19 protein-coding genes and 6 tRNA genes are annotated in these 25,588 nt (G+C 43.0%); 10 read left to right on the top strand and 15 right to left on the bottom strand.

What is annotated here, in order from left to right:
• Positions 1–62: 62 nt before the first annotated feature.
• The 3 genes from RXX31_RS02245 to nirB all read right to left on the bottom strand — a co-directional run bounded on the left by RXX31_RS02245 (position 63) and on the right by nirB (position 4,000).
• Positions 63–911 carry a formate/nitrite transporter family protein gene (locus tag RXX31_RS02245; RefSeq protein WP_317587459.1) on the bottom strand — a complete coding sequence of 283 codons (849 nt, stop codon included), beginning with the start codon at positions 909–911 and terminating at the stop codon, positions 63–65.
• Between the two features lie 187 nt (positions 912–1,098).
• Complete coding sequence (gene nirD, locus RXX31_RS02240) at positions 1,099–1,422, bottom strand: nitrite reductase small subunit NirD (protein ID WP_243978143.1); 324 nt, start codon at positions 1,420–1,422, stop codon at positions 1,099–1,101.
• Positions 1,423–1,435: 13 nt separating this feature from the next.
• Positions 1,436–4,000, bottom strand: a complete 2,565-nt coding sequence (gene nirB, locus RXX31_RS02235) for a nitrite reductase large subunit NirB (RefSeq protein WP_317587458.1) — start codon at positions 3,998–4,000, stop codon at positions 1,436–1,438.
• Positions 4,001–4,412: 412 nt separating this feature from the next.
• On the opposite strand from nirB, the gene rnk reads away from it, so the two are divergent.
• A complete protein-coding gene (gene rnk, locus RXX31_RS02230) occupies positions 4,413–4,820 on the top strand; it encodes a nucleoside diphosphate kinase regulator (protein WP_317587457.1) in 408 nt (135 codons plus the stop codon).
• Positions 4,821–5,005: 185 nt separating this feature from the next.
• The gene (locus RXX31_RS02225) at positions 5,006–5,977 is read left to right on the top strand and encodes a diguanylate cyclase domain-containing protein (protein ID WP_317587456.1); all 972 of its coding nucleotides are present in this window, start codon (positions 5,006–5,008) and stop codon (positions 5,975–5,977) included.
• 60 nt (positions 5,978–6,037) lie between these two features.
• Here RXX31_RS02225 and RXX31_RS02220 read toward each other — a convergent pair.
• The 3 genes from RXX31_RS02220 to RXX31_RS02210 form a co-directional block, all read right to left on the bottom strand.
• Positions 6,038–6,111, bottom strand: a tRNA-Cys gene (locus tag RXX31_RS02220).
• A 28-nt stretch (positions 6,112–6,139) separates the two neighbouring features.
• Positions 6,140–6,215, bottom strand: a tRNA-Gly gene (locus RXX31_RS02215).
• 11 nt (positions 6,216–6,226) lie between these two features.
• A tRNA-Leu gene (locus RXX31_RS02210) sits at positions 6,227–6,313 on the bottom strand.
• Between the two features lie 975 nt (positions 6,314–7,288).
• Between RXX31_RS02210 and RXX31_RS02205 the strand changes: the two genes are divergently transcribed.
• The gene (locus tag RXX31_RS02205; RefSeq protein ID WP_317587455.1) at positions 7,289–9,109 is read left to right on the top strand and encodes a hypothetical protein; all 1,821 of its coding nucleotides are present in this window, start codon (positions 7,289–7,291) and stop codon (positions 9,107–9,109) included.
• Between the two features lie 539 nt (positions 9,110–9,648).
• On the opposite strand, the gene RXX31_RS02200 is transcribed toward RXX31_RS02205, so the two are convergent.
• Complete coding sequence (locus tag RXX31_RS02200) at positions 9,649–10,437, bottom strand: DsbA family protein (protein ID WP_317587454.1); 789 nt, start codon at positions 10,435–10,437, stop codon at positions 9,649–9,651.
• Positions 10,438–11,388: 951 nt separating this feature from the next.
• Here RXX31_RS02200 and RXX31_RS02195 point away from each other — a divergent pair.
• The 3 genes from RXX31_RS02195 to RXX31_RS02185 all read left to right on the top strand — a co-directional run bounded on the left by RXX31_RS02195 (position 11,389) and on the right by RXX31_RS02185 (position 14,739).
• Positions 11,389–12,798 (top strand): diguanylate cyclase, encoded by a 1,410-nt coding sequence (locus RXX31_RS02195; RefSeq protein ID WP_317587453.1) that lies wholly within the window; start codon positions 11,389–11,391, stop codon positions 12,796–12,798.
• A 121-nt stretch (positions 12,799–12,919) separates the two neighbouring features.
• Positions 12,920–13,849: a CHAD domain-containing protein gene (locus RXX31_RS02190; protein WP_317587452.1), complete on the top strand. Its 930-nt coding sequence runs from the start codon at positions 12,920–12,922 to the stop codon at positions 13,847–13,849.
• Between the two features lie 101 nt (positions 13,850–13,950).
• Positions 13,951–14,739 (top strand): lipase family protein, encoded by a 789-nt coding sequence (locus tag RXX31_RS02185; RefSeq protein ID WP_317587451.1) that lies wholly within the window; start codon positions 13,951–13,953, stop codon positions 14,737–14,739.
• Between the two features lie 47 nt (positions 14,740–14,786).
• Here RXX31_RS02185 and RXX31_RS02180 read toward each other — a convergent pair whose 3' ends face one another.
• From RXX31_RS02180 to RXX31_RS02170, 3 genes are all read right to left on the bottom strand, one after another.
• Complete coding sequence (locus tag RXX31_RS02180; protein ID WP_317587450.1) at positions 14,787–15,041, bottom strand: nitrite reductase; 255 nt, start codon at positions 15,039–15,041, stop codon at positions 14,787–14,789.
• A 270-nt stretch (positions 15,042–15,311) separates the two neighbouring features.
• Positions 15,312–15,385: transfer RNA gene (locus RXX31_RS02175), tRNA-Cys, on the bottom strand.
• 122 nt (positions 15,386–15,507) lie between these two features.
• Positions 15,508–15,594: transfer RNA gene (locus RXX31_RS02170), tRNA-Leu, on the bottom strand.
• A 390-nt stretch (positions 15,595–15,984) separates the two neighbouring features.
• Here RXX31_RS02170 and RXX31_RS02165 point away from each other — a divergent pair.
• Both RXX31_RS02165 and RXX31_RS02160 read left to right on the top strand, forming a co-directional pair.
• A complete protein-coding gene (locus tag RXX31_RS02165) occupies positions 15,985–16,713 on the top strand; it encodes an AzlC family ABC transporter permease (protein ID WP_317587449.1) in 729 nt (242 codons plus the stop codon).
• Positions 16,710–17,018, top strand: a complete 309-nt coding sequence (locus RXX31_RS02160; protein ID WP_317587448.1) for an AzlD domain-containing protein — start codon at positions 16,710–16,712, stop codon at positions 17,016–17,018. Before RXX31_RS02165 ends, RXX31_RS02160 begins: the two co-directional genes overlap by 4 nt.
• A gap of 104 nt (positions 17,019–17,122) precedes the next feature.
• Here RXX31_RS02160 and dld read toward each other — a convergent pair whose 3' ends face one another.
• The 5 genes from dld to RXX31_RS02135 all read right to left on the bottom strand — a co-directional run bounded on the left by dld (position 17,123) and on the right by RXX31_RS02135 (position 23,656).
• Positions 17,123–18,829, bottom strand: coding sequence for a D-lactate dehydrogenase (dld, locus tag RXX31_RS02155; RefSeq protein ID WP_317587447.1), 1,707 nt, complete (start codon positions 18,827–18,829; stop codon positions 17,123–17,125).
• 389 nt (positions 18,830–19,218) lie between these two features.
• Positions 19,219–20,121, bottom strand: coding sequence for a LysR family transcriptional regulator (locus RXX31_RS02150; protein ID WP_317587446.1), 903 nt, complete (start codon positions 20,119–20,121; stop codon positions 19,219–19,221).
• A 195-nt stretch (positions 20,122–20,316) separates the two neighbouring features.
• Positions 20,317–20,390: transfer RNA gene (locus RXX31_RS02145), tRNA-Cys, on the bottom strand.
• A 140-nt stretch (positions 20,391–20,530) separates the two neighbouring features.
• Positions 20,531–21,985: an ATPase RavA stimulator ViaA gene (gene viaA / locus RXX31_RS02140; protein WP_317587445.1), complete on the bottom strand. Its 1,455-nt coding sequence runs from the start codon at positions 21,983–21,985 to the stop codon at positions 20,531–20,533.
• A 9-nt stretch (positions 21,986–21,994) separates the two neighbouring features.
• Positions 21,995–23,656, bottom strand: a complete 1,662-nt coding sequence (locus RXX31_RS02135; RefSeq protein ID WP_317587444.1) for an ATPase RavA domain-containing protein — start codon at positions 23,654–23,656, stop codon at positions 21,995–21,997.
• 361 nt (positions 23,657–24,017) lie between these two features.
• On the opposite strand from RXX31_RS02135, the gene RXX31_RS02130 reads away from it, so the two are divergent.
• Both RXX31_RS02130 and ltaE read left to right on the top strand, forming a co-directional pair.
• The gene (locus tag RXX31_RS02130; protein WP_317587443.1) at positions 24,018–24,533 is read left to right on the top strand and encodes an NUDIX hydrolase; all 516 of its coding nucleotides are present in this window, start codon (positions 24,018–24,020) and stop codon (positions 24,531–24,533) included.
• 15 nt (positions 24,534–24,548) lie between these two features.
• The gene (gene ltaE, locus RXX31_RS02125) at positions 24,549–25,553 is read left to right on the top strand and encodes a low-specificity L-threonine aldolase (RefSeq protein WP_317587442.1); all 1,005 of its coding nucleotides are present in this window, start codon (positions 24,549–24,551) and stop codon (positions 25,551–25,553) included.
• The last annotated feature ends 35 nt before the right edge of the window (positions 25,554–25,588 follow it).

The following is a 25,588-nucleotide window of genomic DNA, read 5'->3' as shown; positions in this document are numbered from 1 at the left end:
TTGCGAAAGTTAAGAGTAAAGCATGGTCCCACCCATTTATAATCGGGACCATAACAAGCGAATTATTTTACCATTACAGGTTGTGCTTTTACTTCTTCTTCCGCAGTAAGAGAAGGCGCAGTTTTTGCGTGAGTTACGTACAGTGGAAGACAAGTCATTACCAGACCACCAACGATGTTACCCAGAATGGTTGGAATTAGGTTAAAGTTCAACCAAGTCGCGATACCAAAGTCAGCACCCAGAATCATACCTAGCGGGAACAGGAACATGTTTACCACGGTATGCTCGAATACCAGTGCGAAGAAGATGAAAATTGGCAGCCACATCATCGCAACACGTCCAGACACAGAACGCGCAGTCATGTTTCCGATTACCCCCAGACATACCATCAGGTTACAGAAGATACCGCGCACGAAACAGGTGATCCATCCATCCATGCCCATGTTTTCAAAACCAAGGCTACGTGCTGTCGATGCCGCCACAAACTTCTGCGCGACAGCGTTCAGTTCTAAAGAAAAGTTACCAGTAAGAGAAATCGCAACCAGGTAAGCCACAATTAAAGAACCAATCAGGTTACCTAAACCAACAAGACCCCAACAACGGAAAACTCGACCCCAAGTAATACCCGGGCGGTTAGCAAACTTAGCTAACGGAGCGAGGCCAAATACACCAGTGACCAGGTCGTACCCCATTACGCTTAAGATGACAAAGCCGACCGGGAAGACCAAAGCACCGACGACTCCGATACCAGTTTGTACAATGGCCGTAATGGCAACGACAACCGCTAAAGAAAGTATGATGCCCGCCATCGTACCACGTAACAGTAGATCTCGTGTGCTGGTATTGGTTTTCGCTTCACCAACGTTGATCATGGTTTGCACGAATTCAGCCGGTTTAAAGTCTGTAGACATGAACGTGTCCTTATTCAAAAATGAAAGTTAAAAGTTAGAGATTGAATAGAGAAAGGCTTCCCAATTACGACTCGCGGTTGTCGTGGTCATTTGTCGGTGTCCTCCCAGAAACGACCTCAGGGAAGCCCTTACCTATTAAATCTAAGTATTCAATCAATGCCCTCCTCGTTTGAGGAGGGCATATTCGCTAAGCTTGTATCTCGACGTCACCATTGGTAACACGTGTTTTGTACGCTTTCACACTAAAACCTTCGTCTTCCATGCAAACACCGGTGGTTAGGTTAAAACGTTGCTTCTTAAGCGGGCTCGCTACCCAAAGCTCGCCTTGGTGCTGACAAATCAAACCACGCGATAACACGTTTGATTGGAAAAACGGATCGGTATTACTAATTGCCAACACGTCTTCCGCTTCAGTCGGGCGAAATACCGCAACTTGCTGACCATTAATCAGTGCACAAACACCAGTACCCGGTACGATATCGTTAATGTGACAGATTTTTTCAAATGACATAATCCACCTTCCCTTAAGCTTCAGTCATGGCTACGTGTAGGATGTCGCCTTTCGCTTCAGGGTGTTTCTCCGTGAAGGTCGCCGGGCGGTGCTGTTCGCGCTCAGGTACAAACACAACGTTTTCATCGCGTTTATCTGAGTTAATAAAGTGTGCAAAGCGAGTCAGTTGTGATTCGTCGTTGATGGTTGCTGTCCATTCACACTCGTACTCGTCAACAAGTTTCGCAACGTCTGCTTCTAATTGATCATTAATGCCAAGTTTGTCGTTTACGATCACTTCGCGTAGGTAGTCGACACCACCTTCCATGTTTTCCATCCAAACTGAGGTACGCTGTAGTGGCGCAGCCGTACGGATGTAGAACATCATGAAACGGTCGATGTACTTAATTAACGTTTCTTTATCCAGATCGCTTGCTAACAGATCTGCGTGACGAGGCTTCATACCGCCGTTACCACACACGTACATGTTCCAACCAGCATCTGTTGCGATGATGCCAAGATCTTTACCTTGGGCTTCGGCACATTCACGAGTACAACCAGACACACCGAACTTCATCTTGTGTGGAGTACGGATACCTTTGTAGCGGTTTTCGATGAATGAGCCCAGACCAACCGAATCTTGAATACCATAACGACACCAGGTAGAACCCACACACGTCTTAGCCATACGAAGGGCTTTAGCGTACGCTTGACCGGTTTCAAAACCAGCGTCGATTAGCTTGCGCCAGATCTCCGGAAGATCGTCTTTTTGAGCACCAAAGAGACCGATACGTTGGGCGCCTGTCACTTTGGTGTATAAGTTGTACTCTTCTGCGACTGCTGCTAGCGAGCCTAAGGCTTGAGGGGTTACTTCACCGCCAGCCATACGCGGAATCACAGAGTAAGTACCGTCTTTTTGAATGTTACCCAGGAAGTTGTCGTTGGTGTCGTGTAACTTAACCAGTTGTGGCTTAAGAATGTGCTCACCCCAGCAAGACGCTAAAATCGAACCAGCTAGCGGCTTACATACTTCACAGCCGTAGCCTTTACCGTACTTCTCTAGTAGCTCGTCGAACGTTTTAATGTCTTCAATGCGAATAAGATGGAACAGCTCCTGGCGAGAGTAAGCAAAGTGTTCACATACGTCGTTCTTCACTTCAATACCAGACTTCGCAAGCTCTGCGTTGAGTACTGAAGTCACAAGAGGAATACAACCACCACAACCAGTACCTGCACCAGTGACGGCTTTAATGTCGCCTAATGTATGGTGACCATCCGCTACCGCCTGTGCTATTTTGCCTTTTGTCACATCAAAACATGAACAGATCACTGCACTTTCAGGTAGGGCGTCAGCACCTAGTGCTGGTTTCTCAGCACCTGCGTGTGCAGGCAAGATAAGCGCATCCGGGTGTTCTGGTAGGTCGATTTGGTTTAGCATGAGCTGCAGGAGATCGCCGTAGTCAGACGTATCACCAACTAGCACCGCACCAAGTAGCTTTTTGTTATCTGCAGAGACAATCAGGCGTTTGTAAACTTCTTGCTCTTCGTTTTGGTAAACAAAGCTTTTGCAGCCTTCGGTACGACCGTTCGCGTCACCAATAGAGCCGACTTTTACGCCAAGCAATTTCAGTTTCGCCGACATATCAGCGCCTTCGAATTTGCTTTCTGTGTTACCCAGTAAGTGATCAACAGCAACCGTCGCCATCTTATAACCAGGAGCGACAAGACCGTAAAACATTTCGTTCCAAGACGCACACTCACCGATGGCGTAAATGTTCTCATCAGAAGTCTGACAGTGGTCGTTAATTGCCACACCTCCACGAGGTGCTACTTCTAGCTCCATTTGACGAGCAAGTTTGTCTTGAGGACGGATACCCGCAGAGAAAACAATGAAGTCAGTCTCTAACTCTGTGCCGTCAGCAAAACGCATCACATTGCGTGCGTTTTCCCCTTCAGGAGCAATCTCAAGCGTGTTCTTGCTAGTGTGAACGTTCACGCCCATACGCTCGATCTTTTGACGCAGTTGATTACCACCCGCAAGGTCAAGTTGTTCTGCCATCAGTTTTGGGGCGAACTCAACAACATGCGTTTGCACACCTAATGCTTTTAGTGCGCCCGCCGCTTCAAGACCAAGCAGACCGCCACCAATGACCACACCTGATTTGCTGTTCTTAGCACACGCTTCGATCGCTTTTAGATCTTCGATAGTTCGGTAAACAAAGCAGTCTTTACTTTCATGCCCTTTAATAGGCGGAACAAAAGGAAATGAGCCAGTCGCTAGAATCAATTTGTCGTATTGAACTTCACGCCCTGTACTTGAATAAACGATGCGATTTTCACGGTTAACGTTGATGGCACGTTCGCCGATCAACATGTTGATACCATGTTTCTGGTAAAAACCTTCTTTTACCAGCGAAAGTTCATCGGCTGTATGATGTGAAAAGTAAGAGGAAAGGTGCACACGATCGTAGGCAACTCGCGGTTCTTCGCAGAAAACGGTGATATCCAGCTCGGTGACATCCGCTTTCTCGACCAAGTCTTCAATGTAACGATGCCCTACCATACCGTTACCGATGACTACTAGCTTCAACTTGCTCATTATAATTCCTAAGGGTTAGGTTTTTATCACTGAGCTCATTTTCATTTGTGTAAGAAAATTAATACATGATGTAAATCAATTACAATTTTAAACTACCCTAAAGGGGTAGAACCGATTACTTACGTGTAATTTCAATAATATATGGTAAGTTAGCAACACATAATTGACCACTAACAAACAACAATACGTTCAGTTCTTATCATTAACCTTCACACCCACTCACACTTATAAAGCCTTTGATTTATAAATAAAAATCAATCCTATCAATAAAAATCTTTTACTGGCTAATGGGGTATATAAGGACTAGAATCACAACCTATTCATGTGGTTAATTCACGTGAAATACACCCTATTAGACATATTAAAGCCGTCCCATATTTATGAGGCGGCCTTTTGTTTTTGGAGTTAGAAAATGTCAGAAATCAACCCTATCTATATTTCAAACATCGATATCAATAGAATCACAGCGATGCTGGATAAGATGCCAAGTGTCGCTGCAGAGTTAATCAAGCTGGAAGAAGAACTTGATAGAGCTATCGTTCTGGAGCCAGAAGCAATGCCAGACAACGTCGTTCGTATGAACTCTACTGTGGAATTTAAGTTCTCTGGCGACGACAAAGTACTTACCAGAACACTTGTCTACCCACAAGATCTGAAAAACAGTGGCGATATCTCAATTTTTGCTCCGGTAGGCAGTGCGTTAATCGGCCTTTCAATTGGGCAAAAACTCGACTGGCCAATGCCAAATAATCAAACGAAAACCATTGAGATCGTCAATGTCACCTTCGAATCTGAGCAAAGTGGCGCCCTAACCCGCTAGCCTCAGTAGTCCCGGTGCAAAGGAACATTAATCACTTTGCACCAGGAGCGGCTTTCTCGTCTGCTCCAATATTCTGCGTATTCAAAACCATCCTCTGATATTTTCTACTGACTCCATCAAAGTTAATAGAAAGCTATCGATATGTTTCGTATATTAAATGCATCGATAACCGTCATAGCTGGAACATGGAAGCGTATTTAAAGCGAATAGAGCAACTAGAAAAAGAGAATGAACAACTCAAACGTGATAATGCTCGCCTGCAAGAAAAACTGAATGCGGCACTCGACAGCAATGGGCTTTGTCTATGGGAACAACATATCCCATCAGGTACATTGACGATTTTCAATATGCAGTGGGGAAAGATGTTGGGTTATCAGCCTAACGAACTAACCGCAACGGTCGAAACCTGGAAAAACAACCTCCATCCAGAAGATTATGATCTCGCTGTCGGTGCATTTGAGGATCATCTGGCAGGAAAGACCGACCTTTACCAAGTTGTACACCGCATGGTTCATAAAGATGGCAGCGACAGCTGGGTTTCGGACAGAGGTCGGATTGTAGAGTACGCAGATGATGGCTCTCCGCTCCGTATGATGGGAACGCACATCGACATTACTCAAGAAAAACGCTATGAGCAGCAACTGGCTAAACTCGCCAATAGTGACCCGCTAACCGGTTTGCTTAACCGCTCTGCCATGGAAAAATGTTTTAGTGCCAATCCAGACCTTCAGCAATCAGACAAGCAAGCACTGATTTTCTTCGACGTGGATAATTTTAAAACCGTCAACGATGAACTGGGGCACCACGCTGGTGATAACTTATTAATTAGCATTGCCAACCGTCTCAAAGAACTGGCCCCTTCTGATGCCCAAATTGCACGGATAGGTGGTGACGAGTTCGTTATCTTATGTAAAGAGTCCACGAGAGATGAGCTGACTAAAATCTGTGATCGGCTTTTAACCTGTGTACCTGCCGTTATGCAGACTGTCATGAATGTACGCAGTGAATCGCTAATGAAAGTGGGATTAAGTATTGGCGTATGTATTTTTCAGACCAATAGCGGAAGCTTCGAAGCGATCTATCAAAAAGCAGATGCCGCCATGTATGAGATAAAGAAGAATGGCAAGAATGGCGTCGCGTTTATCGAACTCACTTAACTTCAGTTAGTCACCATCAGATACGAAAAAACCAGTCATAAAGACTGGTTCTAAGAATTTTGGAGGCGCCTCCCGGAGTCGAACCGAGGTCCACGGATTTGCAATCCGCTGCATAGCCACTCTGCCAAGGCGCCTTTCTGAATTGTTTCCACCTAATTAAAGTGGAGCGACACACGAGGTTCGAACTCGTGACCTCAACCTTGGCAAGGTTGCGCTCTACCGACTGAGCTAGTGTCGCAAAATGTAAGATGGTGCCCCGGGCCGGACTTGAACCGGCACAGCGCGAACGCCGAGGGATTTTAAATCCCTTGTGTCTACCAATTCCACCACCAGGGCAACGCAATCATGCGATGGTAACACCATCTTCTCAACGACCTTCGCCGTGAGAACGAGGCGTACTTTAACCTATTGAGATTAACCGTCAACAAAAAAGTTATCTTTTTGATTTAGGTGATTAAAATGCGATCTTTGCGGTTTAATAGTCAAACAATCAGAACAACAATTAAACACCTGGAATACAAACATCTCTATGCATGTTGTGAATTAAAGTTTCAGGGTTGATCTGCCAAGGTATCTAAGCTTGACAAAACAACTCCGATCTCTTGTTTTAAAAGTGCGTACGCAAAACTGTAAACCAAGTGTACACCTGTTAACCCAGTACACCTACTTTCAGTAATGTTTTAACTCTACCCTAACTGGTTGAAGTTAAAATATATATTCTAAACACTGCCATATATCGCACAACACAAGGTTAACAAACTGTTCACCAGATCGACACAAAACACCCTCCATTAAAAATAATTCTACTATTTATCAATCAGATAGATTTTGGTTTGTTTATTGCTTTCTCTCTGAGCGTTCGACTTAACAACAGCATATTTTTAGATTTCTGCCGTTTAATAATCGATTGCTGTTGATTCGTACAGTGAAAACCATTACGTAATTAAAGTCGCTCACAATTTTCTAAGGAAATAGTTATGACGAATATCATCGTTGGGGTTGTTTAATCTACCAATTACTAATCTAGTCTTAGCCACCGCCAAAGGGGGAAGAACATAAATGAGTCATAAACGTTCAGTACAAAGCTATCAACGTTTTTAGGCCATTAAGTAAAGTTGGGAGTTCATACAACAGATAGAAAACGGAAGTATTTGTCGAACTTAGTAATATTGCAATCTACTTAGAGTTATCTTTCAAAAATTGTTGTTATCGCAGATAGATGGTTCGCGGTTAACAAAATGAAAGCTTTTTAATCACCAAAAATATCTTTCTTTTGGAAATTTAACTCGTAAGTATTAAAGGAGAAGAAAGATGAACATAATACAGGTACGGAAACTAATTCTGTCCGGTTTTGTTGCTTTGTTCACTGCGATGTGTAGCTATACTGTTTTAGCTTCTCATGGACTAGAAAACGACAAACTAGAGTTAGATGCAGATGTACTAAACGCTAACACTGCTGGATTGCCTGATTGGGAAGCAGTCAACGATCCTAATTCGTTAATTGGCATAGCTGAGTTTTTTGCGAAAGATAAAAATGGTTCAGATACCATTTTTTCTGGCGGACAATCTAAAGATGAAAAAGATGTATCAGAATGGAAATTCCGTTCTGGCTCACCTCAACCGAAAGACGATATTACCAATGCATATGCTATGGCAGCATATAATGATTTAGGTGAATTACTTTTATACTTCGGAGGTGATCGCTATGCGAACAACGGGGATACCCATGTCGGTGTATGGTTCTTGCAAGATAGTGTGGGTATACCAGAAGGGCAAACTCGGGGCAGCTTTGAAGGGGTTCATAAAGACGGAGATATACTTGTACTAATATCATTCCCTCAATCAGCTAACGGACGTCCTTATGTCCAAATATTGGAATGGACAACGAACCCTGATGCTACAACTGTGGCAGACAACTTAGTCGAGCGTTACGTCACATTTGGAGATCCTAAAGATGACTCATTCGTAGGTGCTAAATGTGGAGAGGAATACGAAGGAAATGATTTAATATGTGCGATAACTAATGCCACATCGACACCTTTACCTAACGTATTGGGTTGGACGTATGAAGCAAAAACGGGTGAAACTGACGAATTTCCTCACGAGTCATTTGTAGAAGGTCGTTTAAATTTGACAAAACTGTTTGAAGGTAGGGATATTCCGTGTATTTCCACTTTCCTAGTAGAAACTCGTGCGTCTCGCTCAATTGACGCTGCGTTAGCAGACTTTGTTGTTGGCAGTTTTGAACTTTGTAAGATCGAAGTTGCGAAAACGTGTGCAGCAACCAGCTTTAACAACAATGGCACTTTCAATATCGATTATACCATTCAAATCAAAAATGCAGGTCCAGGTACCTTGCCTGTTGATGAACTCGTGACCATCGATGATACACCAAGTAATGGCACTGCATTTAGTGATAGCGGTTATCCTGAAGATTTGGGTGCAGGTAATGATGTTTGGGCTGTAAATGAAGTCATTGAATTCACTGGTTCGTACATTTCATCAGTGAATGGTGGTACAAATACTGTAACTGCTACGGCAAGCACTGGACCAACCTCAACAATAAGTGATGATCTCGATAAGCCTGAACCGTGTACCCCTCTTCCTTTAACGCCACTTATCTCCATAGATAAGTCTTGTGATACTTACCTTGATGCTACAGGTAGTGTTCTCGCAGTAGCGAAACAGTACACTGTTGATATATGTAATACAGGTAATGTACCTTTGGAAATTACTAGCTTGACAGACAATATGGATACTTCATTGAGTGCACCTTTCGATAAACTAGATTATGCACTTAGCTGTAATGGTACAGATGATACTGTGAGTTGTGGTGCTGGTAATACTTGTGCAGTGTTTAATTCTGAAAGTGATTTGTATGCATGTAAGGATGGTGACAATGCATGGATTCCAGCTAGTGGAGGTAATATTTGTGAGAGCGTTACCCGGACCTACTACCCTACTATGCTTACAGAGCTAGAGGGGCAATACGGTACTTTATCTAACCAAGCAACCGTTACAGCAACTTCACCAGTAGCGGATACTAAAGACCTAGAGTACCCAGGGCAAACGTCTAATACAGCAACCTGTGACTTATGTCCGAATCCTCAAGATCAGCCAGCAAGTGATTAAACCATAAATCTTTATGAAAGGGGCGGTAACGCCCCTTTATTTATTTTTCAAACTATTCCTTTTCCCTTTTCCACCAACTTTGTTGGGAGAAGTATTATTATTCGAGTCACTCAATTGCAGTTCAATATAAACTGTCGCAGTTGATGTTGATTTGGCATTATTGATTCTGTAGTAAGTCAAATTATCGCTATTTTAAATAATTTGTAAGGCACGCATAACCGACAATATCATCTCCATTTATATACACGACGGCTTTCCCTTTTTTCGTAACAAAATTCGCAAGGTGTATGTCACCTTCGGTGATCATAGTTATTGCTCAGGACGTTAATATTCACTGCTTATCCAAAAAGTCGGTTGTGCTGAAAAATGCAAAACGAAGACGATGTACACTAAAGTACACCAACTCAAACCTTCATATAAGCCTCATGATTAATCTACAATAGTCCACTCTTAAAATAACAATAATGACTTGTTTTTTAAATAATCTTTACCCATAGAGTAAAAAGGCAGCTAATTTAGCTGCCTTTTTAATAACTGTTTTATTTTTCAGACTCTTTCTTTTCTTTCCCTAACTTATTAAGTAGTGATTCAAAAACTGGATACCTCTGCGCACCTACTAAGATTTGGGGAGCGATAAGTTCACCATTTTCGACACGTCCAACTAAAAAGCTCGGTGTACCTCTCACACCGAGGGATTTGCCTAAGGCTAAATCTTCTTCAACTTTAGATGCTACCGATTGATCTTTCAGACAATCAGCAAACGCTTGCATGTCTAATGACAAATCTGTGGCAGCTTTTTGATAAAACTCGTCTCCTAGTTGTTTAATATTAGTGAATAACATATCTCGCATCGGCCAATAGGAGTCTTGTTTGAAACTGCATGTCGCAGCGATGGCGGCTGGCATTGCTTGAGGATGAAAATTAAGTGGGAAATCTCGCGCGACATATTGCACTTTACCAGTATCAATGAAGTTTTCTTTTATCTGTTTGAAAGTATTGTCGGTAAAGCGTTTACAGTAAGGACATTGGAAATCTGAAAACTCAATGATCGCGACTTTCGCATCTTTACTTCCCAGTACAGGGAGGTTGCCATCTTCAGTGAAGTTAGGTTGATTTGGTATTACTCGTGGTTGTTTTTTTTGTGGTTTGAATGCCAACTCTTTCATCTCTTTTACTTCAGTTTGCATCTCTCCCATGTCCTTCGAAAGTTGGCTTACCTCCTGTCTTAATGATTCGATTTCTGATTTCAACTCAGCTGTATCCTCACAGCCAAAGATAAATGGTAGTAGACCCAACGGAACTACAAACCTTGCGACGTGCTTTATCATGTTATGCCCCCACTATGAAACAGTGTCGGTACGATTAGCTCGCACCTTGCCTTGCAATAATGAAAGGTGGGCCGTTTCAAGCTTTGAAGATAAATTGCATACATCATCATTACTGTCACATTTATCATTAATAAACCGTAGATATGACATTTCATAGGTATCTCCTGTCGGTGATACCCCTAAAAACATATGAAAACAATTTTCAACTTATTATTAAACCGCCACTTCTTTCAATTTGTAAAAAGTATCGTCAAGGTGTGTACATAAGTCAATTTGATAAAAGCGGAGAAAATACCTTGGTGACTCGTGTATACATATATAAATCAACACTCTACTATACGAGTACCATAAATAAGACATCCTTATATTTATTTATCAATAACGTGCAACTTTTTACTCGCACTAAAGTTATCTTTATTGAATTAAGTAGCATTTATATTGAATTTATCTAAAGAAGATTAAATCACTAACTAATGGACTTAATTTTTTACTTGCTAGTTAATTGATTTAACTCAATATTACTATCAATAATCAAAACAAAATATGGTCTTAATATAGTATTAACTATATAGATTGATGTTGTTATAGCTGGAGGAATTTCTCACTTCTGTCTCTGCCAGTTACTTATCGTTAATTAATCTTTTTATGCTATATGGGGAGGACCCGTTATGACATTACGTAATAAAGAACTTACCCTCTTAATCATCGCGTGCTTGGTGTTTATCGCTTGTATCACACTTGGACGCTAAAGATGATGCATAACAACATTGAGGGCACTTCATTGTTCACACCTTCCTAAGTACCCCAAATAGGCCTGTCGTCCCTGAGGAGATACTTTATCGAAGGTGATACCAGCACTCTTGCCAATGGTATCTATCATAGTAAGTGATGAGCAATACACTTACGATTACTATGGCAAATAAACAACATGCTGTGCTAATGTAGCGACTTATGATTGATCGACTCCAACCTACGACAACTTCAATAGACATGACGAAACTGCAAACACGGACATTTTTACCAGCTAAGTCATTAACCCGCACGATAACTTGGCTTTTGTGTGTCATGGTGGTTTCTGTGTTCGGTTGTCTTGTATACTTTTTAAATTCACTAGATAACCTTGCAGCCGATGAATTAGCGCATCGAGTTCACTTAGCGATAAAGCTTGAAAAACGCATCGCAAGGGACTCCCTGGAAGAATATTCTTTCTGGGATGTGGCGTACCAAAAATTAGAAGTCGAAAGGGATTTAGATTGGGCTAAGACCAACTCTGGTGACTACCTCATGGACAAGCATGACTTTGATTTCAGCGTCGCAGTCACTCAGCAAGATCAAGAAATTTACCTAATAAAAAGTGACGATGCTCAAGCGATCAGCTTTAACGACTTAAAACAACCACTCCTTGAGTCGATGAGCGTATCCAAAAAACTGACTACCGAAAATAAGCTTACCAATAGCTTTTACCGTATCGGGCAAAATGTATATCACATTGTCGGTGGTCCTTTTGTCAGTGAACAAACGCGACAACCACACAAAGGGACTTACCTAGCGTTGGGGAAGCGGATCGATGCTGACTACCTCCGCGTCCTTGAAAACGATTATCAACTCTTCGGCCTCAATTTGACTAATAGCTCTGAAGGGCTGACAAGTTTTACGACGCTTTACTCCCCTTCCGGTCAGGTCGTTGCATACCTATCTTGGAAACCTCACGTTCCTAGTAAGGCGATCATCCCTGCAATCACTCTCATCACGATCTTGTTTGCCTTCATTATTACTGCAGTGACTATGTATATTTTGAAAAAAGAGCAAGTCAGCCGTGAAGAATATGAGGGGCAATTGTTTGAGGAAGCGACGACAGACCCTTTAACAAAAGTAAAGAACCGCCGTTATTTTATGATGGTGGGCGTCAACGAATTTAATACCTGCCGTCTATTAGCAGAAAAACAACTGTCCGTTTTGGTTTTAGATATCGACTATTTTAAAAACATTAATGACCAGTTCGGACATAGTGTTGGTGATAAGGCATTAACGCATTTCACCCAAGTATGTGCGACAGGATTGAGAAAGACCGATATCTTTGGTCGCATAGGCGGCGAAGAATTTGCCGTTATTATGCCGTTGACCAATGAAAAAAAAGCGGAAGAAATCGCGAATAAGATTCGAGTATTAATCGAAAAAAGCCCCTGCCTTACTGATGATAAGTTGATTAATTTGACCGTTAGTATTGGTGTGGCCGTCTTCAATCAGCAAGACAACTTTGAAGCATTACTGGAAGAAGCGGACAAAGCATTGTATGACGCCAAGCACCAAGGCAGAAACCAAGTCATCATTTATCATGACTATTTACAAAAGGTCGGTTAAGGCACCATAGCGTTTTTACACACTTCTATTACGTCTAATAGCTATCCCAAACTCGAAGAATTACGTATTTAGGTATACCATTTATCTATCTAAAACGTCTGCGTTTGGGAGTTTGCTGACTATGTCTAAAAGGCCTCCGTCTCATTTGCCGTTGTATTTTGATTCGGATCTTCACTTTATACTTCCTGATTTTCTGATCAATGAATTTGGCTATGCAAAGTCCCTAGAGGAAGGCGTAATCCTTGGTCAAGATCCCGAATGCAATCACCAATACCGTGTCACGTTCAGACGTATTCGCTCACTGTGCCTTTTGTTAAAAGAACTCCTACCTTCATTTGAACGAAAGCTCCTCAAACCAAACTTGAAATTGGTGATGAAGAAAACCAATTTATTACGCGATCTGGATGTATTCGTCATGGATAAAGCACGTTATTTATCTATGCTCCCTGACCATAAGTCATCGTTAGAGCGCATTTTTTCTTCTATAGAAGCCCACCAACTCAAAGAGCATCAACAAGTCGCTGATTGGTTGAGAAGCAGTACATACCGCAGCACTTCAATTCTGATTGAAAATAGCCTGTACCGCGCACAGCAATACGAGCATCATTCTGAGGCAGTAAAACCGCTAAGTTTTGCAAACAGTAAGATTCTGACTCAATTTAACCAAGTGAGTAAATCGATCAGCATGATCAATGCTACGAGTAAGGACGACGTTATCCATTCATTGCGGATAAAGTGCAAATCACTGCGCTATCTTCTCGAGTCTTTTTCTGCACTCTATCCGAAGGATCAACACAAAGATAACGTTAAACACCTCAAGTCGTTACAAGATAAGCTCGGTGACTTCAACGATAGCTCCACACAAACCCTATTTTTCTCTCAGCTGAGAAAGACTTCGGTCAAAGACAAAGCCGATCGAAAAGCATTGAAAGCGCTGATTAAAGAGATCACAAGCCAACATAATCAGTCTCGAAAGGCTATCGTGAATCATATACAGCAATTCAATCGATTCTTAAAGCAATCATCCGCGTTAGATCTTTATCGTGATTAATTAATGTGTCGTGCCATTAAGAGAATATAGGGGTGGCGTTTCACTCATTCTTCATAATCTCACTCTAAAGTGTTGTGTTGGGCAAGACTAAGTAAGATAACGTGAAACCATTAAAACGATACCAGTACGAACGTTACGCCGTGTTATGTAACTTGGCGTATCCTCGCGTCTTTAAACAAACTCGTTACGGATTCGATCCCAACGGACAGAGAGTGATTAAAAACGAACACGGAAAAATTATGATCCGTGTCCTCTGGAGTAAAGAGCGAGAGGAAGTTGTTGTCGTCGTTAAAGGTTCTCACAGCCTTTCTGATTGGTTATTAAACTTTGCAATGTGGACCAAAAGCTGTCGTCGATTAGGCCTTAAATATCGTATTCACGCTGGATTTTACCACTTACTATTCCAGGAAAGTATGCCAAGCAGAAATGAGGACAAGTTGGGTTTAAGTGTCATCGAACGCCTTGAAGACACCATCGTCCCTCTTATCTTACAAGGTAAACGCATTACCATTACCGGGCACTCCTCTGGTGGTGCCATAGGTAGCGTTTTTGCCGATTATATCGAAAGCAAGTATCCGAAAAGCATTAAACGTGTTGTGACATTTGGTCAACCGGCTATTGGCGATTGGACGTTTAAGAAACGCTATAGTTTGGGGCATAAAACCTATCGAATCTGTTGTGATATCGATATTGTTACTTTCATGCCTCCGGTCCCCTTCCTGTATTGGCACGTTGGCAAAATGCTGTGGTTATATAACGGCAGGATTTACGAGAATACACCGACAATGATTCGACTGGGGCGATCACTGTTCAGTTGGCTACTACGCCCTTTCTCTTATCATTTGATGAGTAAGTATATTCGCAACAAAGACTTTTTTGATGAAAGATAACAAACATTTAAAAGCCGAGCTCAATCGGCTTTTTCACAATATCTCGATTATAAAGACGCGATTTCTTTATCCAACTGGTATTTACTGTCGGTGACAATCTTTTCTAATACTTCTACGCGTCGCTTTAATTCACTAACTTGCTTTTTGAGGCTGTCTTGGTCTTCCTGACTCATGGCGTTGCGTTCAGACACCTCCAAGGCTCTTAATTCCTTTTTATGGTTCAGGATGAGCTTCACTATCCCACCACCAAACAAAGAACCGAACACAATAGCAACCACCAGCACATCAGCAACAGATTCCATTCTTATATTCCTCTAAATGTTGTCCAGATAAAGATTACTCACTAACCTAATAAATATCAAACAACACATTGATTAACCCTATGCTTTTATTAAAATTTGCGTGCTTTGTGTGGAAAATAAGTGACGATTGCATTCCTGTGACAATACATGAAACCAGTCGATACAAGATTGGAATGAAAGAACTCTGCAGAGCGAAGTGATAGTCAAACGGTTGGGATTAGCTGGCCACAGAACGAAAAAACCAGTCACAAGGACTGGTTTTCGAAATAATGGAGGCGCCTCCCGGAATCGAACCGAGGTCCACGGATTTGCAATCCGCTGCATAGCCACTCTGCCAAGGCGCCTTTAATATTTTTCGTTTTCTCTGTAAAAAGAGATTAGATGGTGATCCGGCCGTGCTTGATGGTCCGACACTCGGCCGGTCAGCTCGACGGCGGAATTTTAAATCCACTCATCTTTTGTTTGATGGTGCCCCGGGCCGGACTTGAACCGGCACAGCGCGAACGCCGAGGGATTTTAAATCCCTTGTGTCTACCAATTCCACCACCAGGGCAACGCAATCATGCGATGGGTTAGACACCATCTCTCTCAACGACCCTTGCCGTGAGAACGAGGCGTACTTTAACGGAATAATTTATCTGGTCAACAATAAATTTTATGTTTTTGATTTAAGTGCTTAAAAAGCGATCCAGCCAGTATAAACAGCGCACAAACTGAACAGAATTCATTCATCAGACTTCCTTCAATTCACTCACAACTTATTTTCAATCAGCCACATTGTATCATCGAGTCAATGTGATGCTGGCACTTCAAATAGTGGATCTTCGTATAAACACCGTTTGCGTTTGAAAACCGTCACAATTGATGATAGAGATACTGTTCACAAAAAAATAACAACAACCTTGTTTGGAATAATTCTTATTCCGGCTGGCTAGGTATCTTTATGACAGAAAATCAACAACTCTATCCTTCTTCTAAAGGACTGCACGAGTTTACCCGCTCAGACGTATGGGGCGGGTTTACACAGTTATTACCGCTTTCCATGTTCGTGGTTATATTCGGTCTCGCGTTTGGTGTCGCTGCGGTACAAACTGGTTTAGACGCTTTTCCGACATTACTAATGAGTGGGCTAGTATTTGCGGGCGCTTCTCAATTTGCGGCGTTGGAAATGTGGGGAACTGAAGTCCCTTTGATTCCGGTATTGATCACCGTGTTCGCCATCAACGCACGTCACCTGCTTATGGGAGCAACACTTTACCCTTGGTTACGCCAACTGCCACCTGCTAAACGTTACGGTGTCATGTTGGTAGCATCCGACGCTAACTGGGCAATGGCAATGAACGCATTTGCTAAGAAAGAACCCGGACTAGGCTTGCTTGTTGGCGGTGGTTTAGCGTTATGGGGCTTCTGGATGGTCGGCACTTGGCTGGGCATCTACTTCGGTAGCGCGATAAAAGATCCCGTCAGCCTTGGTCTGGATATGGTCATGGGCTGCTTCTTACTGTCAATGGTTGTCGTTGGGCCTAAAAACTTGCGTATATTTGCTATTTGGGGCGTAGCCGCTGGATCTTCATTACTGGCTTACTGGTACTTACCAGAGAACAGCCACGTGGTAGTTGGAGCGTTCGCAGGTGGACTACTTGGAGCCTGCTGGAAGGAGAAAAAAGAATGAATATCGAAACCAGTTTTGGTGGCACGCTTCTTATTATCTTCGCGATGGGAATTGTGACCCTGATGGCTCGTTGGGGCGGCGTATTTGTAATGTCATTTATTCCGATCAGTGAACGAGTGCAACGATTTATCACGGCTATGTCGGGTTCGGTTTTAGTGGCGCTATTAGCCCCTCTTGCCGTTGAAGGTGATAATGGTGCCCGAATGGCGCTCTTGTCTACAGCTGTGGTGATGTTTATCGTTAAAAAACCACTACCTGCTATCGCGGCTGGCATAATCGCTGCGGCAGCAGTGCGAGCACTATAGCCAATATCGGCCATCATTTGTCAAACGTCTGAATAAAAAAGCCCTTCCTCGATAACAAGTGGAAGGGCTTAACATTTATAGGCTCGCTTAAAACGTGTAATGGATTAGGCGCAGCAGTTACAGTTGCGCTTATATTTATCCATCTTACCAATACCTGGGTTGAACGTGTTGGTAGGATCTAACTGATGATAAAACGTTTGCAAAGAATTCTCCGCTTCATACAAATGCCCAACATTGTGCTCGGCTGGGTATTTCGCGCCACGACTATTTAAATGCTCCAGCATCAGCTTCTTCATCAATTTGGTGTCTGTACCCTTTTTAAATACGTAATCCTGATGGAAGACGTAACACATAAAGTGGCCATAATAGAGCGACTGAACTAAGTTCTTACTGACCTCTTCCGGCAAGGTTTCCAGCCATTCTTCGTCATTACGACGCAGGGCAATGTCTAACGCAACAATATCTTCCACATCTTTACGATGAATGGTCTCATAACGAATCGCAGCTCCAGCCGCAGCAAAACGATGTAAGAACGCTTTTTTGCCTTCGTCTGGGGTACATTCGAAGAAATCACAATCGCTTTCCACAGCCCATACTTCTTGCAGATATTTTTGAGCCTCTGCAATACCGCCATCGCTCATTTTAAGTATCAAATGATGTTCGTACTTGTCACGGTAATCCAGCATGCGTTCAGGTAGGTGTTGCGGAAACAGCTTACTCGCGTAATACAAAATGGAATCTGGCAGATACTTACTAACGAAAGGCACACGCTCTAAAAAGTTTTCTACTTTCGCTTTCAGCGCGAACATTTTAGGTAATCTGTCCGTACCCAATTTGTCGATGGAAAGAAATACATCTTTGCCGTATTTTTCTGCCATATTGAAAATATCTCGATGCAGATATTCCCCCATCTCTGGCAGGTTTTCAAAATTGGATAAGAAGTCTTTACGTAACTTAGTCAACTTGGCCGGATCATTGGTGCCAAGATAGAAAACCAGCTCTTTGTCTGGCACTGGATAACTGTCGACACGAACGGCAAACACGCCGAGTTTACCTGCACATCCACTAGCTTCGAACAACCGGCGTTCGTCGGCATTAAAACGAGATGGGATATCAGAAGTAACATCACGAACACGCTCATCATATTCTTGATCTGAAGCCATACGATCATCGTGAATGATTTTGGCTGGATCGAAGTTACCTTCCTGCAAGTTTGTCAGGATCTGTTCCGGAGTGTCACCCAAGCCTTCAATACCAAGGTGGTTAACAAGGTGCAGTTTGCCCTCTTTATCTACCTGAGCATAAATCGCGAGTTCTGTGTATGCCGGACCACGCTTAACCAGCGCACCACCAGAGTTATTGGCAATACCGCCCACCACGGTCGCTCCTAACGAAGAGGAACCAATAATGGAATGTGGCGCGCGGTTAACGGCTTTAAGCGATTTTTCTAGTGAGTGTAAGCTAGCACCCGGTAAACAAACCGCCTGCTTGCCACCATCGAGCAAATGAATTTTCTTAATTTTTGTAATATTGATAACGACAACATCACGGTCGTAATCATTACCACTTGGAGCAGACCCTTCAGTCAGACCTGTCTTCGCCGCTTGCATGATGATGATGCAGTTCGCCTCGACACACTGTTTGATGATGTTCCACTGTTCTAATAATGTGTTAGGAAACACGACTGCAAGCGCTGTACCGCTACCAGAGCGAAAACCTGAACGGTAATACTTAGTTTTAACTTGATCGGTCAGGACGTTTTCTTCACCAACGATCGTTTTAAATTCTTCTATCAGCTGCTTTTGTTTCATATCCGTATCTCTAGTTATTTTGCTTCACTCACTCAAACTGGGTTGATTGAGTTTGGCTCACTATAAGCAGTCCATTTTCCTGCGTCTATCGATGTCATTCGAGCAATCTGAATCCAACGACAAACAATCGCAATAATGTTTTTAATTATCATAATGTTAGGCATGGTTTATATAAAATTTAACGAAAGAAACAGATTGTTTCCCAAAAGAAACAATAACAAAACCAATCATTAACATGTGTGCGCAGTATCAAGATATATGGTTTGTGAATATTTTGGCTTAGCCACGTAACGTGCTAAATAGGAAGGAGATTTAAATGGTGTGAACGAAGCACAAACACACCATTCAACACATTGGTAATGTTACGCTTATGTTCCAAAATAGAGAAATTAAAAGCGGTGGCTCTGGCTTTGAAAGCAGGCATATAAGTGGTCAATAAAGATTTTAACCTTTTCTGGCTGTTGCCTTGTATAAGGATACACAGCATAAATACCGAGACACTTTGCCGTTTCCTCTTTGAACAGCTGGATTAATCGGCCTTGTTTCAAATCTTCATAAACCAAAACTCGGGGAACATAGATTAAGCCTTGCCCTAAAAGAGCAACATTTCTTAGAACCGACGAGTTATTAATACATAGATTGCCATCTACCGTCACTTGATACACGTCTTCGCCATCTTTGAAAGCCCATTCGCGCGCGCCCGTTTCCTGGTAAGAATAAACGAGACAGTTGTGTTTTTCTAACTTAGTAGGCTGCTTTGGAATGCCATGTCTGGCAAGGTATTGAGGTGAGGCACACACTATCCAGTTTGCGTCGACAAGCTTTCTTGCAATCAGACTGGAGTCTGGCAATACGCCCGTTCTTATCGCCAAATCAAAGCGCTCATTCACGATGTCGACGAAACGATTATCAAGTTCCATATCGATCTTGATCTCGGGATATTTGTTATTAAATTCTGAGATAACTTGAGGAAGGATCAACTCACCTGAAATTGTAGGAACGGTAATTTTGATGTTACCGGATAAATCCTTACCTAGCCCAACAATCGATTCTTCCGCAGTAGCAACCGCCTGATAGACGGATTTTGCGTGCTCAAAGAAATACTGACCCGCTTCACTCAGAGTTATGGTACGTGTCGTACGATAGAGCAATTGAACACCGAGATCCTGCTCGAGCTTCGCAATACGTTTACTGACCACAGACTTGGTTAGCTCCATTTGCTTAGCCGCACCACTAAACGAGCCTTGTTCGACCAAATGATAAAAGATGATGTAATCGTCGGTGTTTCTCATGCTGCTTCATTAAATCCTTTAGAAGAGCGTATTGTAGGCGGATTATGTAACAGGTGCTGAAAGTAGAGTCACACTTATACTAATCACACAACCTAAATGGCAGATACAAAAAAACCAGCTTTCGCTGGCTTAATGTTGATGCTTTGAGCATCGAGATATCGCTAAAAGTATGAAGCCATATCTGAAAATTTGTTATGGAGGCGCCTCCCGGAGTCGAACCGAGGTCCACGGATTTGCAATCCGCTGCATAGCCACTCTGCCAAGGCGCCATCACATTAACGCGTTAAGAGGTCTCCCCCGTTGCGTTGGTTGCTACTTTACGGATTCGGAAAAGATAGTCAAACATAAATCTATCATTTACTGTTTGTTTGCTTTCTTTTAAGTCAGTTAGGTGAAGATTCGATCAAAACTAACCGTTACTGACTCTTTTGAATAGGCGACCGACAACATTAGGATGATAAGACCAGACATGATCAAACATCGACATTAACGCCGGATTACCGTATTTCGACAAACTGATCGCATGAAAACGGTTTTTCTTCGCTTTAAGTGCATTTACTTTTTCGAGTAGCTCATCCTGCTGCTTTGGTGCAATAAAATCGGAAATCACCACCATATCGGCGTTTTTGTATTTGTCGCCACTCATCAGATCGATGGATTTGACTAAGGTTGGTTCTAAATCGGTACCACCATGGAAACTATAGGTCAGGAAATCGGCCGCTTCGCGCAAGCCATCTTGTTTAGTCAGCTCGTAAGTAATGTGCTCGGTAGAAAATATGATGACGTAGCAGTCACGTTGCTCTGCTAACGCAATTTGCATCAGTGCGTACGCCATTGCCTTAGCACATTGTTCTGGAAAACCGCTCATTGAGCCTGACGCGTCTACACAGACAATAAATGGACCTTTTTCGATATCCACCGCTTTGTTATCAGGGCGATGCGCTTTCACTTTTCGTAGCGTACGGGATTTGCCCTGAGTACGATAGTTCATTAAGCGCTTGTCGACCAGGTGCTTATAGAAGACCACTTCAAGCTCTGGATACGCCAAAAACATGGTTTCGTTTGGTAGCAATTTGTTTAAATCGTCACTTTCGTGAATACCCACAATGTCGTCGGTCGCTTCGTCACTCTTTTCCTCAACCATTTGCAACTCTTCAGCAGGCGCTCGGTTAAGATCGGGATCATTCACCTGCCCCGCCATACGACCAAGTTGCTCAGCAATATCCTGCAATCCTTGGTGCTTTTTCAAGAATTCAGCATGACGCTTCATCACCGTAAGATCTGTCTTACTTAGCTTGGCAGACGCCATATCCCATAAACGGCCAACACTTTCCGCGTCCCCAGATTCGGTCACTTTATCCATATTACGCATGGTTTCCATACGCTGATAAAGGTCATTAAGCGCTTTCTCTTTGTTGGCTTCCAGTTCATTCAACTGAGCTTGTTTGATGGCATCGGCAAGACTTTGGTACCACTGGTCGCAAAAGTAATGCGGGAACATCGGGTTGTTGACCCCTTTGTTTTTCTCCACCATACGGCGAGCTTGCATATAAAATGCGGAGTGCCATTCTAGTTTTTTGATGACGTCTTCAATACAATCAAAAAATTCATCTTCGCTCCAGTGAATGACTTCCTGGTATAATGCGAGTTCTTGCTGAAATCGTTCCGTTTCACACACCTTAGTAATGCGCTTCTTAACGTTGCCACGCCATTTCAATAGATGGCTTTTTACTGAAGATTTTACGCCTCGGTTTTCTGCCATCATCATGACCTGAGAGCGCGCCATCAGATCGTTTACTGCACTGTCGATGATCCCTGAGTCTGCAATCATCAATGCCAAGTTGAATCCATCTGCACCTAACATGAAGCCTCCTTACGAGAAAAACTGTTGTAAGTTCTTAAAGCGCTGAATGGTCTTCTCACTTTCAGCTTGGATAGATTCAAGTCTTTGGCTCACCTGTTGCAAACTGGATTCCATTGAGCGAGGTAATTCCGGATTTACAAAGCTGTGTGGTAGCGCATCATGGAAGTTCGCTTTTACTTTGCGAATGTGGTGTTCGGCTTCACTTAGCTGGCTTACTGCTTTATCGCTTTGCTCAAGCCAAGTTTGGTAGCGTTCCATATCCAGGCCTTCTTGGGTGACTAAACCAACAAGAATGCCTCGGTTAGCAATGTCACGAATCACTAAGTTACTTTCTGCATCGACATCAAAGCGCAAGCGGCACATATTAGTGTTTTGGTTTACATAGCCGTATACATCACCGTGACCATCTTTAATCACGCGGTCTAATTCGTCTTTCGGAACATACACCCAGCGACTATCGCCTTTCTCAGATTCAGACACTGACATGTTGCTCTGCAAAATCACGAGTTTCACTAAGTTCACTGCAGCGCCGACTTTGTAGCTTTTCGCTTTGGAAGTATCGAAGCGCATAGTTTCTTTACGCAAAATACCCGTTGCCGCTTCTGACGTGAGTGTCATGCGGTAAGTATCTTCGAGCTCATGCTGCACATCGACGAGTGACTCTCGGCAATATTCGATTTCTTGTTCTGCATCTTGCTGATCGAAAGCGTGTTTCAATGCAAATTCCTGGACGACATTTCGAACGACATCACGAGATTCAGGGCTGTTCCACAAACAGTCTTGCAGAAGCAAAAGATCGAGCGGGTTTATCTCATCTCGGCCATTAAAGAACGCGCTCGCTTTAAGTAGCTTCACCGCTTTTTTCCAGCGTCGGTCAGAAACATACATATCCGTATTCGCGATATCACCGAATTCAGCTTCGACCTTACTTTCTAACATCGTCTTGAGCTGGAACAGCTTTTCGAAAGCATTATCTGTCAGCGACAATTTATCGAACTGTTGTTGCCATTGATGATACTCGTCGTCGGTAATCGCCAGGCCTTCCGGTATTTTGGCTTCCTGAGACGTCCCTACCGTCAGCATTGACTTAAAATTCTGTTTGTTCTGAATGCGGTTAACAAATACACGCACCAGCATGCGGTCATACAATGCGTCTAAGCCGCTGTCTTCGTCTGGTAGTTCATTCGATGCCGACACCAACAAACGCATTGGCACGCGCTCGATGTCACTGCCGTTTTTAAATGTTTTTTCGTTCACTACTGTCAGCAAAGTATTCAGGATTGCTGGACCAGCTTTCCAAATTTCATCTAAGAAAACGACTTGTGCTGTCGGTAGGTAGCCTTTAGTCAAACGGACATATCGGCCGTTGTCTTTCAGTTCTTGGATGCTTAGTGGGCCAAAGACCTCTTCAGGTGTCGAAAACCGGGTCATCAAATATTCAAAATAGCTGCTGTTATCAAACGCCTGAATCAAGCGCTTCGCTATCAAGCTTTTCGCAATACCCGGGGGACCGAGAAGAAAAACGCTTTCACCAGCAAGGGCAGCTAACAGACAAAGTTTAATCGTGTGTTCACGTTCATAAACACCATCGGTCAACGCTTTCGCCAATTTATTGATACGTTCGGAAAGGAGTGCTTTATCGGCATTTGATGCAAAAGAGGGTTGTATCATGAGTGCTCCGGCTGTTGAACTGATGCTGTATATATATTTTTATACATTTGTTATCACTTTGTTACAAGTGTAATTTGTTCTAATTCCCCCTTATAGCAGATGATTTTCCTACACATCACTTAGCAACCAAAGTTTTCATTTATGAGATAAATATCATTGTAAATATGTACTCTTTTGTAGAGTTAGAATGGCTTTTAGATACAAAACGCAATGATTTCTCGCTGACACAAGCTCAAGGAAATCACACAATAGAGTTGTTTACTCTTTCCAAGTTATTGGGTTGTAAACAGACTTTTTCTTTTGTTTGATGACAAATGTCGTTAATGTTCATACAAGCCTCAATAGTTTGGATTATCACTTCATGACTAAAACCATTCATAAATGGAAGCAAATCGCACTGGTAGAAGAAGACGTTCAACTACCTACTGGTCAGGTCATTACGCACACCACGATTCATCATCCCGGCGCGGCAGTTATCTTGCCAATAACCCAGAACAATAAAATCGTACTGGTGAATCAATTTCGCCCTTCTCTCAACAAATGGTTGCTTGAACTTCCGGCAGGAACCCGAGAAGGTTTTGAAGACCCCTTAACCTGTGCACAAAGGGAGCTGGAAGAAGAAACAGGTTTTAGCGCAGAGAAATTTATTTCGCTTGGCCAAGTCACACCATTAGCGGGCTTCTGTGATGAAATCCAATACTTATTCATCGCACAGGAATTAAACGAGACTCGCCGCTACCAATGCGATGAAGATGAAGTAATTGAAGTAGTGACACTGTCACTCAAGCAACTAGAAGAAAAAATTATCGATGGCACAATTACTGATGCCAAGACTATCGCTTGCTTAAGCAAAGCTCGCCTGTGCGGGTATATTTAGACCAAGGAGATCTTCATGGACTTTCGATCAGACACAGTCACTCAACCTACTCAAGCCATGCGCGAAGCCATGTTTACTGCGCCGGTTGGGGACGATGTGTACGGTGATGATCCAACCGTTAATGAGTTGGAGCAATACGCTGCAGAATTAGCAGGCTTTGAGGCGGCGCTTTTTACCACATCTGGCACTCAAGCAAACTTATTAGGTTTGATGGCGCACTGTGATCGCGGGGACGAATACCTTTGCGGCCAACAAGCGCACAACTACAAATACGAAGCGGGTGGCGCGGCGGTTCTGGGCTCTATTCAACCGCAACCTGTCGAGAATAATCCCGATGGTACTTTACCTTTTGATAAGCTTGCAGCAGCTATCAAACCAGACGATATGCACTTCGCACGTACGCGCCTTTTGAGTCTCGAAAACACCATTAATGGTAAAGTTCTACCGCTTTCTTACCTTGCAGAAGCTCGTGATTTTGTTAATAAGCACAATCTCAAGTTACACCTCGATGGTGCACGCGTGTTTAATGCAGCAGTTGCGTTGGATGTGCCAGTTAAAGAAATTGGTCAGTATTTTGATTCAATGACCATTTGCCTTTCTAAAGGACTCTGCGCACCTGTTGGTTCTCTCCTTCTCGGCAGTAAAGAGTACATTGCAAAAGCACGACGCCTAAGAAAGATGGTTGGCGGCGGGATGCGCCAAGCCGGTATCTTAGCGGCAGCTGGTAAACTCGCGATTACCGAGCAAGTCCTCCAGTTAAAGCAAGATCATATTAATGCCAAAACGCTAGCTCAAGGTTTAGCAGAACTTCCTGGATTCTCTGTCAATCCTGACTTAGTTCAAACCAATATCGTATTTGCTAAGTTAGAGCCTCAAGTTGATATCGCGAGCATCGCTGAGAAACTAAAACAGCAAGACATCATTATTACGCCGGGGAATCCTATCCGATTTGTGACCCATAAAGACATTTCAGAACAAGATGTTGCCACGTTCTTATCTGCGCTAACATCTCTTCTCTGACTTGATTTTGATCATTGAGCTTCCCCTTAGGGGAA

The organism is Vibrio sp. EA2, assembly GCF_033042495.1.
Lineage (GTDB): Bacteria > Pseudomonadota > Gammaproteobacteria > Enterobacterales > Vibrionaceae > Vibrio.
This window is presented reverse-complemented; position numbering and strand designations above follow the sequence as displayed.

What these genes read in the sequence shown, in the direction of transcription:
- RXX31_RS02195 (WP_317587453.1), top strand. Translation starts at nt 11,389, where the DNA reads ATGATTGATCGACTCCAACCTACGACAACTTCAATAGACATGACGAAA.
- RXX31_RS02205 (WP_317587455.1), top strand. Translation starts at nt 7,289, where the DNA reads ATGAACATAATACAGGTACGGAAACTAATTCTGTCCGGTTTTGTTGCT.
- viaA (WP_317587445.1), bottom strand. Translation starts at nt 21,985, where the DNA reads ATGTTAGGTGCAGATGGATTCAACTTGGCATTGATGATTGCAGACTCA.
- ltaE (WP_317587442.1), top strand. Translation starts at nt 24,549, where the DNA reads ATGGACTTTCGATCAGACACAGTCACTCAACCTACTCAAGCCATGCGC.
- nirB (WP_317587458.1), bottom strand. Translation starts at nt 4,000, where the DNA reads ATGAGCAAGTTGAAGCTAGTAGTCATCGGTAACGGTATGGTAGGGCAT.
- RXX31_RS02190 (WP_317587452.1), top strand. Translation starts at nt 12,920, where the DNA reads ATGTCTAAAAGGCCTCCGTCTCATTTGCCGTTGTATTTTGATTCGGAT.
- RXX31_RS02130 (WP_317587443.1), top strand. Translation starts at nt 24,018, where the DNA reads ATGACTAAAACCATTCATAAATGGAAGCAAATCGCACTGGTAGAAGAA.
- nirD (WP_243978143.1), bottom strand. Translation starts at nt 1,422, where the DNA reads ATGTCATTTGAAAAAATCTGTCACATTAACGATATCGTACCGGGTACT.
- rnk (WP_317587457.1), top strand. Translation starts at nt 4,413, where the DNA reads ATGTCAGAAATCAACCCTATCTATATTTCAAACATCGATATCAATAGA.
- RXX31_RS02225 (WP_317587456.1), top strand. Translation starts at nt 5,006, where the DNA reads ATGGAAGCGTATTTAAAGCGAATAGAGCAACTAGAAAAAGAGAATGAA.
- RXX31_RS02200 (WP_317587454.1), bottom strand. Translation starts at nt 10,437, where the DNA reads ATGATAAAGCACGTCGCAAGGTTTGTAGTTCCGTTGGGTCTACTACCA.
- dld (WP_317587447.1), bottom strand. Translation starts at nt 18,829, where the DNA reads ATGAAACAAAAGCAGCTGATAGAAGAATTTAAAACGATCGTTGGTGAA.
- RXX31_RS02150 (WP_317587446.1), bottom strand. Translation starts at nt 20,121, where the DNA reads ATGAGAAACACCGACGATTACATCATCTTTTATCATTTGGTCGAACAA.
- RXX31_RS02245 (WP_317587459.1), bottom strand. Translation starts at nt 911, where the DNA reads ATGTCTACAGACTTTAAACCGGCTGAATTCGTGCAAACCATGATCAAC.
- RXX31_RS02135 (WP_317587444.1), bottom strand. Translation starts at nt 23,656, where the DNA reads ATGATACAACCCTCTTTTGCATCAAATGCCGATAAAGCACTCCTTTCC.
- RXX31_RS02160 (WP_317587448.1), top strand. Translation starts at nt 16,710, where the DNA reads ATGAATATCGAAACCAGTTTTGGTGGCACGCTTCTTATTATCTTCGCG.
- RXX31_RS02165 (WP_317587449.1), top strand. Translation starts at nt 15,985, where the DNA reads ATGACAGAAAATCAACAACTCTATCCTTCTTCTAAAGGACTGCACGAG.
- RXX31_RS02180 (WP_317587450.1), bottom strand. Translation starts at nt 15,041, where the DNA reads ATGGAATCTGTTGCTGATGTGCTGGTGGTTGCTATTGTGTTCGGTTCT.